At 34.9% G+C, this 7,451-nt stretch carries 8 protein-coding genes; all 8 read left to right on the forward strand.

Annotation, left to right across the window (positions count from 1 at the left end):
* The first annotated feature begins 175 nt into the window (after window positions 1–175).
* The 8 genes from DFR78_RS09815 to dctP all read left to right on the forward strand — a co-directional run bounded on the left by DFR78_RS09815 (window position 176) and on the right by dctP (window position 7,198).
* Entirely contained in the window at window positions 176–553 is a 378-nt protein-coding gene (locus DFR78_RS09815; RefSeq protein ID WP_114458667.1) for a RidA family protein, read from the forward strand.
* A gap of 27 nt (window positions 554–580) precedes the next feature.
* The gene (gene eutB, locus DFR78_RS09820) at window positions 581–1,555 is read left to right on the forward strand and encodes a hydroxyectoine utilization dehydratase EutB (RefSeq protein WP_114458668.1); all 975 of its coding nucleotides are present in this window, start codon (window positions 581–583) and stop codon (window positions 1,553–1,555) included.
* A 15-nt stretch (window positions 1,556–1,570) separates the two neighbouring features.
* Window positions 1,571–1,759 carry a M20/M25/M40 family metallo-hydrolase gene (locus tag DFR78_RS09825; protein WP_114458669.1) on the forward strand — a complete coding sequence of 63 codons (189 nt, stop codon included), beginning with the start codon at window positions 1,571–1,573 and terminating at the stop codon, window positions 1,757–1,759.
* Between the two features lie 22 nt (window positions 1,760–1,781).
* Entirely contained in the window at window positions 1,782–2,951 is a 1,170-nt protein-coding gene (locus tag DFR78_RS09830; protein WP_114458670.1) for a M24 family metallopeptidase, read from the forward strand.
* Window positions 2,952–2,994: 43 nt separating this feature from the next.
* Window positions 2,995–3,576, forward strand: a complete 582-nt coding sequence (locus DFR78_RS09835) for a TRAP transporter small permease (protein WP_114458671.1) — start codon at window positions 2,995–2,997, stop codon at window positions 3,574–3,576.
* A 21-nt stretch (window positions 3,577–3,597) separates the two neighbouring features.
* Window positions 3,598–4,881 carry a TRAP transporter large permease gene (locus DFR78_RS09840; RefSeq protein WP_114458672.1) on the forward strand — a complete coding sequence of 428 codons (1,284 nt, stop codon included), beginning with the start codon at window positions 3,598–3,600 and terminating at the stop codon, window positions 4,879–4,881.
* A gap of 14 nt (window positions 4,882–4,895) precedes the next feature.
* Window positions 4,896–6,071, forward strand: coding sequence for a M20 family metallopeptidase (locus DFR78_RS09845; RefSeq protein WP_114458673.1), 1,176 nt, complete (start codon window positions 4,896–4,898; stop codon window positions 6,069–6,071).
* A gap of 80 nt (window positions 6,072–6,151) precedes the next feature.
* Entirely contained in the window at window positions 6,152–7,198 is a 1,047-nt protein-coding gene (gene dctP, locus DFR78_RS09850; protein WP_114458674.1) for a TRAP transporter substrate-binding protein DctP, read from the forward strand.
* Window positions 7,199–7,451: the final 253 nt, after the last annotated feature.

The raw sequence follows: 7,451 nt of genomic DNA on the forward strand, positions 1-7,451 counted from the left end.
CTTTTTTTAAAAATATTTGTCGACATTATACAAACGACATGTATTTCACAAACTTTTCAAATATTCACATAAATATTGAAAAATATGATTTTAAATTTGATCTTTATAGAAACAAATTAAATATTGAGAATTAGAATAATATTAAAATTATTGAATATATTCAGGAGGTTAAAAAATGGATAAAGAAATTATTTATACAGAAAATGCACCGGAACCTGGAAATTATTCACAGGCAGTTAAATTTGGAGATTTAATTTTTGTATCAGGGCAAACAGCTGATGATCCCGAAACCGGAAAACCAGTTCACGGAACAGTGGCAGAGCAAACCGAGCTAATTTTAACAAATACTAAAAATATTCTTGAAGCTGCAGGTTCAAGTATGGAAAAAGTATTAAAGGTAAATGTTTATATTTCAGATATGAAGTATAAAAAAGAAATGGATGAGGTATATAAAACATTTTTTGGAAATAACCCACCGGCTAGAATAGCAATGGCAGTAAAAGGATTGGATGCTGGTTTGGATGTAGAAATTGATGTTATAGCTAAAGCTTAAACATTTTACTGAGGTGAGGGTTAAAAAATGAATTCAAAAAAGTTGGAATTGAAAGATATTTATCTGGCAAAAAATAATGTTTATAAAATAGCACGGAAAACTCCATTATTTAAAAGTATTGATTTATCTAAAAAGCTCAGTAAAGAAATTTATTATAAACTAGAATTTCTTCAGGATACAGGTAGTTTTAAATTAAGAGGAGCCAGCAACTTTGCTTTGAACCTGTCTGAGAATAAATTGAAAAATGGTTTAGTTACATATTCTACCGGAAATCATGGCAGAGCAGTTTCTCATGTAGCGAAAGAGCTGGGAATAGATGCTAAAGTATGTCTTTCCAAAAATGTTCCGGAAAATAAAAAAGAGGGAATTAGAAAATCTGGTGGAGATGTTATAGTTTATGGAAATAGTCAGGATGAGGCAAAAATTAAAGCTGATGAGTTAAGAAGTAAAGAAGGACGTTCAGTGGTTCCTCCTTTTGATGATCCATATATTATTGCTGGTCAGGGAACAATTGGAACAGAAATTTTAAATAAAATTCCTGATATAGATAGTATTTTGGTTCCTCTAAGTGGAGGTGGTTTAATAAGTGGTATAGCTTTAGCAGTAAAATCTATAAATCCGGCTTGTAAAGTTTATGGAGTATCAATGGATCGAGGAGCTGCTATGTATGAAAGCATAAAAGCTGATAAAGAAGTAGAAGTTGATGAAGTCGATACTCTAGCTGACAGCTTACAGGGAGGGATTTTACTGGATAATAAATATACTTTTAAAATGGTTAAAAAATATGTTGATGAAATAGTATTAGTCACTGAAGATGAAATCAGTGCAGCTGTGAGGCATATTTTTTATAAGGATCATTTTGTTGTCGAAGGTGCTGCAGCAGTAGGAACAGCGGCACTGCTTTCAGATAAGATTAATAATTCTGGTGAGAAGATAGCAGTAGTTTTAACTGGTAAAAATATTTCAAATGAAGATTTTATGTCAGTTTTAAGCCAACATTAGGAAGGTAAGCCAGTAATGTCTGGTGAAGATTTTTCATATTATTTGCAGGACAAACCAGGTGTTTTTATTTTTCTAGGTATTAGTAATGAAGAAAAAGGAAGTCATTATCCACACCATAACCCAAATTTTGATGTTGATGAAGCAAGATTACATCAGGGTGCAGCTTTACATTCACTTATTGCACTAAATTATTTAAAAGCTTAAATTAAGTAGAAAGGAGCTAAAAATGCCTGTTTTTGAAAAAAAAGAATACAAAAAAAGATTAAAAAAAGTTAAAGAAAAGATGGATAGAGATGGGATTGAGGTCCTGCTTGCCTCACACCCGGCTAATTTAAACTATTTAACCGGTTATGATGGCTGGTCATTTTATGTACATCAGGGTGTGCTGGTTTTTTTGGATAGAGAAGAACCGATCTGGTTTGGACGAGAACAGGACAGTAATGGTGCCAGACTGACAACCTGGCTGAAGGAAGAAAATATCCGCGGGTATCAGGATGATTACGTTCAGTCTCTGACAAAACATCCAATGGATTATATGTCTGATATTCTAAAAGAACTAGGATATGAAGACTGTTATCTTGGGGTTGAAATGGATAATTATTATTTTACCCCACGCTGTCTTAACTCTATAAAAAATAATCTTAATCAGGTTAAGATAAAAGATGCCAATCAATTGGTCCCCCTTGTAAGGCAGATTAAATCTTCACAGGAGCTTAAATATATGCATATGGCTGCAGAGATTGTTGAAAAAACAATGCAGAAAGCAATCGATATAATCGAGCCTGGAGTTAGAGAAGGTGATGCAGCTGCAGAAGTATTTAAGGCTCAGATTAGTGGTACAAAAGAGTTTACCGGAGATTATACTGCAATTGCACCTATAATGCCTTCCGCTGAAAGAACTTCAACTGCTCATTTAACATGGACAGATAGGAAATATCAAAAAGGAGATGTAGTACTGCTGGAACTTGCCGGAAGTAAGAATAAATATCATGCCCCATTATCCAGAACTGTTTACATAGGTAATGTGCCGGAAGATCTGGCAGAAATATCTAAAGTTGTGGTTGATGGACTTAACAAAACACTTGCATTTATTAAACCCGGTATTACCTGTGAAGAGGTGGAAGAAAAATGGAGAGAATCAATTTCTGGAAGTAAAGTTGTTAAAGAATCCAGAGTTGGATATGCCTATGGTTTAAATTATCCTCCTGACTGGGGAGAACATACTGCTAGTTTGCGGCCTGGCGACAAAACAATATTGCAGCCAGGAATGACATTTCACTTTATGCCCGGCATCTGGCTTGATAAATTTGGATTTGAATGCAGTGAACCTTTTGTGGTTACTGAAAATGGCTGTGAAACATTTGTTGATTTTCCCAGAAAATTATTTGTTAAATAAGTTTTAACATATTTTATCTCTGAACGAAAGGATGGTGCAGTAAATGGGATTTTTAGATAAATTAAATGGAGCTATCAAGAGATTAGAAGAGTTCATACTTTCATATGGAGTGCTTGTCATGGCCGCACTAACTATAGTTAATGTTATATCGCGAAACTTTTTTGGATACGGTCTTTCATTTGCAACAGAAATCAATGAGTTTTTAATTGTATTTATTACATTTTTGGGAACCAGTTATGCAGCCAGAAATGGAAGACATATCAGGATGTCTGCTTTATATGATATTACAAATGATAAGTGGAAAAAAATACTTACATTTATGATGACTTTAGGTACAGCTGTAATAATGTATTATATGACTTATTTATCATATATTTATGTAAGACAGGTTTTTGTGTACCAGAGAGTAAGCCCTGTATTGAGAGTACCTCTATTTTTAATCTGGGCCTGGGTTCCGATAGGATTTTTGATGACAGCTCTTCATTATACACTTGCTTTTGTAAAAAATATAATTGAAGACGATGTATGGATTTCATTTGAAGAAAAATCAGAATATGAAGACTTAGAAACTGCTATGAGTGGTGATGATGGTTTAAAATATACAGATAATGAAGAAAATTCGTAGAAATAGGGGGCGTTAATCTAAATGTTAACTTTAATGGTTTCTGTAATGGCGGTACTGCTATTTTTAGGATTTCCCATGATGATACCGCTTCTTGCTGCACCAATTGTAATAATGCATGTTTATTTTCCAGCATTTGATCCCATGATTTTAGTTCAGCAGATGGTTGCTGGCATCCTGCCGGCTTCTCTGATAGCTGTACCAATGTTTATTTTAGCTGCTGATATTATGTCAGCTGGAGAAATGTCAAATAGACTTGTTGATTTTGTTCGAGTATTTGTTGGACATATAAAAGGTGGTATGGCAATCACTACAGCAGCAGCCTGTACAATCTTTGGAGCTATCTCTGGTTCAACTCAGGCTACTGTTGTTGCAATTGGAGGTACAATGCGGCCTCACCTTTTGAGAGGTGGATATGATGATTCATTTACAACAGCTCTGATAATAAATTCAAGTGATATTGCACTTTTAATACCTCCAAGTATTGGTATGATTGTTTATGGAGTTGTTAGTGGTACATCTATTGGAGAATTGTTTATTGCAGGTATTGGACCTGGTTTATTAACACTTTTTATGTTTTCTGTTTATAGTTATATTTATGCCAGAAGAAAGAATATTCCTGCCGCTCCAAAAACAAACTGGTCACAAAGAAAAAAGGCAACAAGAAGGGCACTTATTCCTTTTGGATTTCCAGCCATTATAATTGGCGGTATTTATTCTGGATTTTTTAGTCCTACTGAAGCAGCTGCAGCTTCTGTATTTTATGCAGCAGTAGTAGAGATAGTAATTTATAAAAATTTAAAGATTGGAGATTTGAGAGATATTGCACTTTCAACAGGCCTTGTAACAGGAGTGGTATTTATACTTGTTGGTGCAGGTACCGCATTTTCCTGGCTTATTTCTCTGGCCAGAATTCCACAGGCTATACTGCCGGGTATAATAGGTCCTGCTCCAACTCAGACATGGGTATTATTTGTAATAGGAGTTGCGTTTTTCATCGGCTGTATGTTTGTTGATCCGATTGTTGTTATCATGGTGCTGACCCCAATTTTTAAACCTGTTGTTACGTCTTTAGGTATTGATCCTGTTCTTGTTGGTACAATGGTAACACTGCAGGCAGCTATTGGATCTGCAACACCACCATTTGGTTGTGATATATTTACGGCTATAGCAGTCTTTAAACGGCCATATTTTGAAGTTATTAAGAGAACACCAGTATTTATTGCAATGCTGCTGATGGTTTCGGCCTTGCTAATTTTCTTCCCACAAGTAGCACTGTTCTTAAGAGATCTTGCATTTGGTTATTAAGGAGTGGACAATAAATGGATATACTGAAGCGTATAGAAGAACTGGAAGATGAAGTTATATCATTAAGACGTGATTTTCATAAACATCCTGAAATGGGATTTAAAGAATTTAGAACTGCTGAGATTGTTGCTGAATATCTCAGAAAGTGTGGTCTTGAAGTTGAAGAAAAAGTGGCAAAAACAGGTGTGGTTGGGCTGCTTAAGGTAAAAGAAGATGGAAAAACACTTATGCTGAGGGCAGACATGGATGCACTTCCCATTACTGAACAGAATGAAGTTGAATATAAATCACAGAATGAAGGAGTTATGCATGCCTGCGGTCATGACGGCCATACTGCTATGCTTCTTGCAGCAGCAAAGGTTCTGTCCGAAAACAGGGATCAGATAAAAGGAAACATTAAATTTGTTTTTCAGCCCAATGAAGAAACAGAAGCTGCTAGAGTAATGATCAATGAAGGGGTGCTTAAAAATCCTGATGTTGATGCAGCACTTGCTGCACATCTCTGGACCCCAATAGAAAGTGGAAAAATTGCAGTATCAGATGGTGCTGTTATGGGCGGTCTGTATGAGTTTGAGGTTAAAATCACTGGAAAAGGTGGTCATACTTCTGCTCCACAGTTTTCAATTGATCCAATCATAACTGCCTCTGATATTATTCAGACTGTACAGATTATACAGTCCAGAGAAATTGACCCATTAAAAGCAACAGTTATTATGTTTGGCCAGATAAATGGAGGAACAGCTACAAATATTATCCCTGAAGAAGTTGATTTAAGGGGGACAATCCGTTATCTTTATCGTGATGATGAAAACAGTATAGAAAAACCAAAACAGCGTTTTGAACGGATAGTTGAACAAGTCTGCCGAACTCATCAGGCAGAATATGAGATAAATTATGTAGCAGCAAGCCCTCCTGTTTATAATAATCCGGAGATGGTAAAAAAGACAAGAGAAACAGCAGAAAAAATTGTTGGTAGAGAAAATCTTGTGGATTACACAAATCTTGCCGGTGAAGATTTTGGAGAGTTTTCTCTGGAAGTACCAAGCACATTTTTCTTTATAGGTACAGGTAATAAAGAGAAAGGTACAGATTATCCACATCATCATCCAAAATTTAATATTGATGAAGATACACTATTAACAGGTATTAAAATGCATGTATTAGGTGCCTTGAACTATTTTAATAATTAAAGGGGGTGAGCAAAAAAAATCAGCAGTTTTTGTTTTGAGTAGATCAGTGGAGAATCAAAAAATTAAAGGAGGAAATTTTAATGAAAAAGTTTTCCCATATTCTAATACTTAGTTTGGTGGCAGTAATGGTGCTTTCAGCAGTAAATATTTACGGTGCTGAAGCGGCAAAGTTCAACTGGAAAATTGCTCTTGAAGAAATAGAAGGTAGTGTTCAGCATGAGTGGGCTAAGGAATTCAAAAGAAGAATTGAAGAAAAAAGTAATGGAGATGTTCAGATAAATATTTTCCCTTATGGTACTCTTGGTACCAGTGGAGATATTTCTGAGCAGACTATGAATGGTGTTTTAGAATTTGCATTTTCAACACCAAGCTGGTTTGCTACCACAATACCTGAAGCAGGATTATTTTCACTTCACTATGTCTGGTCTGATAATCTGGAAACCAATAAATATGTAATGGAAAATAGTGAAGCAATCTATCAGGATATGTCAAAACTGTATACTGAAAAAAATCTGAGACTTCTTTCTGTTTTTCATGAAGGATGGCAGATTTGGACTTCAAATAAACCTTTGAGAAAACCAGAAGATTTTAAAGGTGTCAAGATCAGAGTTATGGGTGATCCGATCCTTATTAAAAACTATCAGGCATATGGTGCAAATGCTGTCAGACTTGCTTATTCCGAAATTTACAGTGCTCTGCAGCTTAATATGATTGATGCACAGGTACAGCCATATTTTGCCAATCAGGAGATGAAATTCTATGAGCAGCAGGATTATCTGACAGAAGCTAAACAGCTTCCATTTATTACCGGTGTTGTAGTTAATAAGATGTTCTATGATTCTTTACCTAAGGAATATCAGGATATGATTACAGAAACAGCACGTGGTATGACAGATTATATCTTTAATGTTCAGAAAGAACTTAATGCTGAAAGACTGGATATGATGTTAGAAGATAAGCCTTCACTTATAGTTAATAAATTAACTGAAGAAGAGCAGGCAGCATTTAAAGAAGTTGCAAAAACTGTCTGGAAAGAATACAGAAATGATGTAGGTGAAACAGGTTCTAAAATATTGGATAAACTGCTGACTGAAATTAGAGTTGCAGAAGAAAGATTTGCTGAATAAATGTTAAAATTAGGGGGCAGCTTGACTGCTCCCCCTAAATTTTGTTTGTTGTTTAAATCCTTTATTAAAATAGAACAATAATGTTTGTCGTTTTTTAATAATAAAGTAAAATTTATAAAAAAATTTATAAAACAAAATTAGAAAGGGATGATTATTGATGAAAAGTGATATAGCCATAGCACAGGCAGCAGAAATGAAGCCAATAACAGAAATAGCAGAAGAATTGGGATTAGAGGAAGATGATCTAGAACTA

It is taken from the genome of Halanaerobium sp. MA284_MarDTE_T2 (genome assembly GCF_003337245.1).
Classification (GTDB): domain Bacteria; phylum Bacillota; class Halanaerobiia; order Halanaerobiales; family Halanaerobiaceae; genus QPJE01.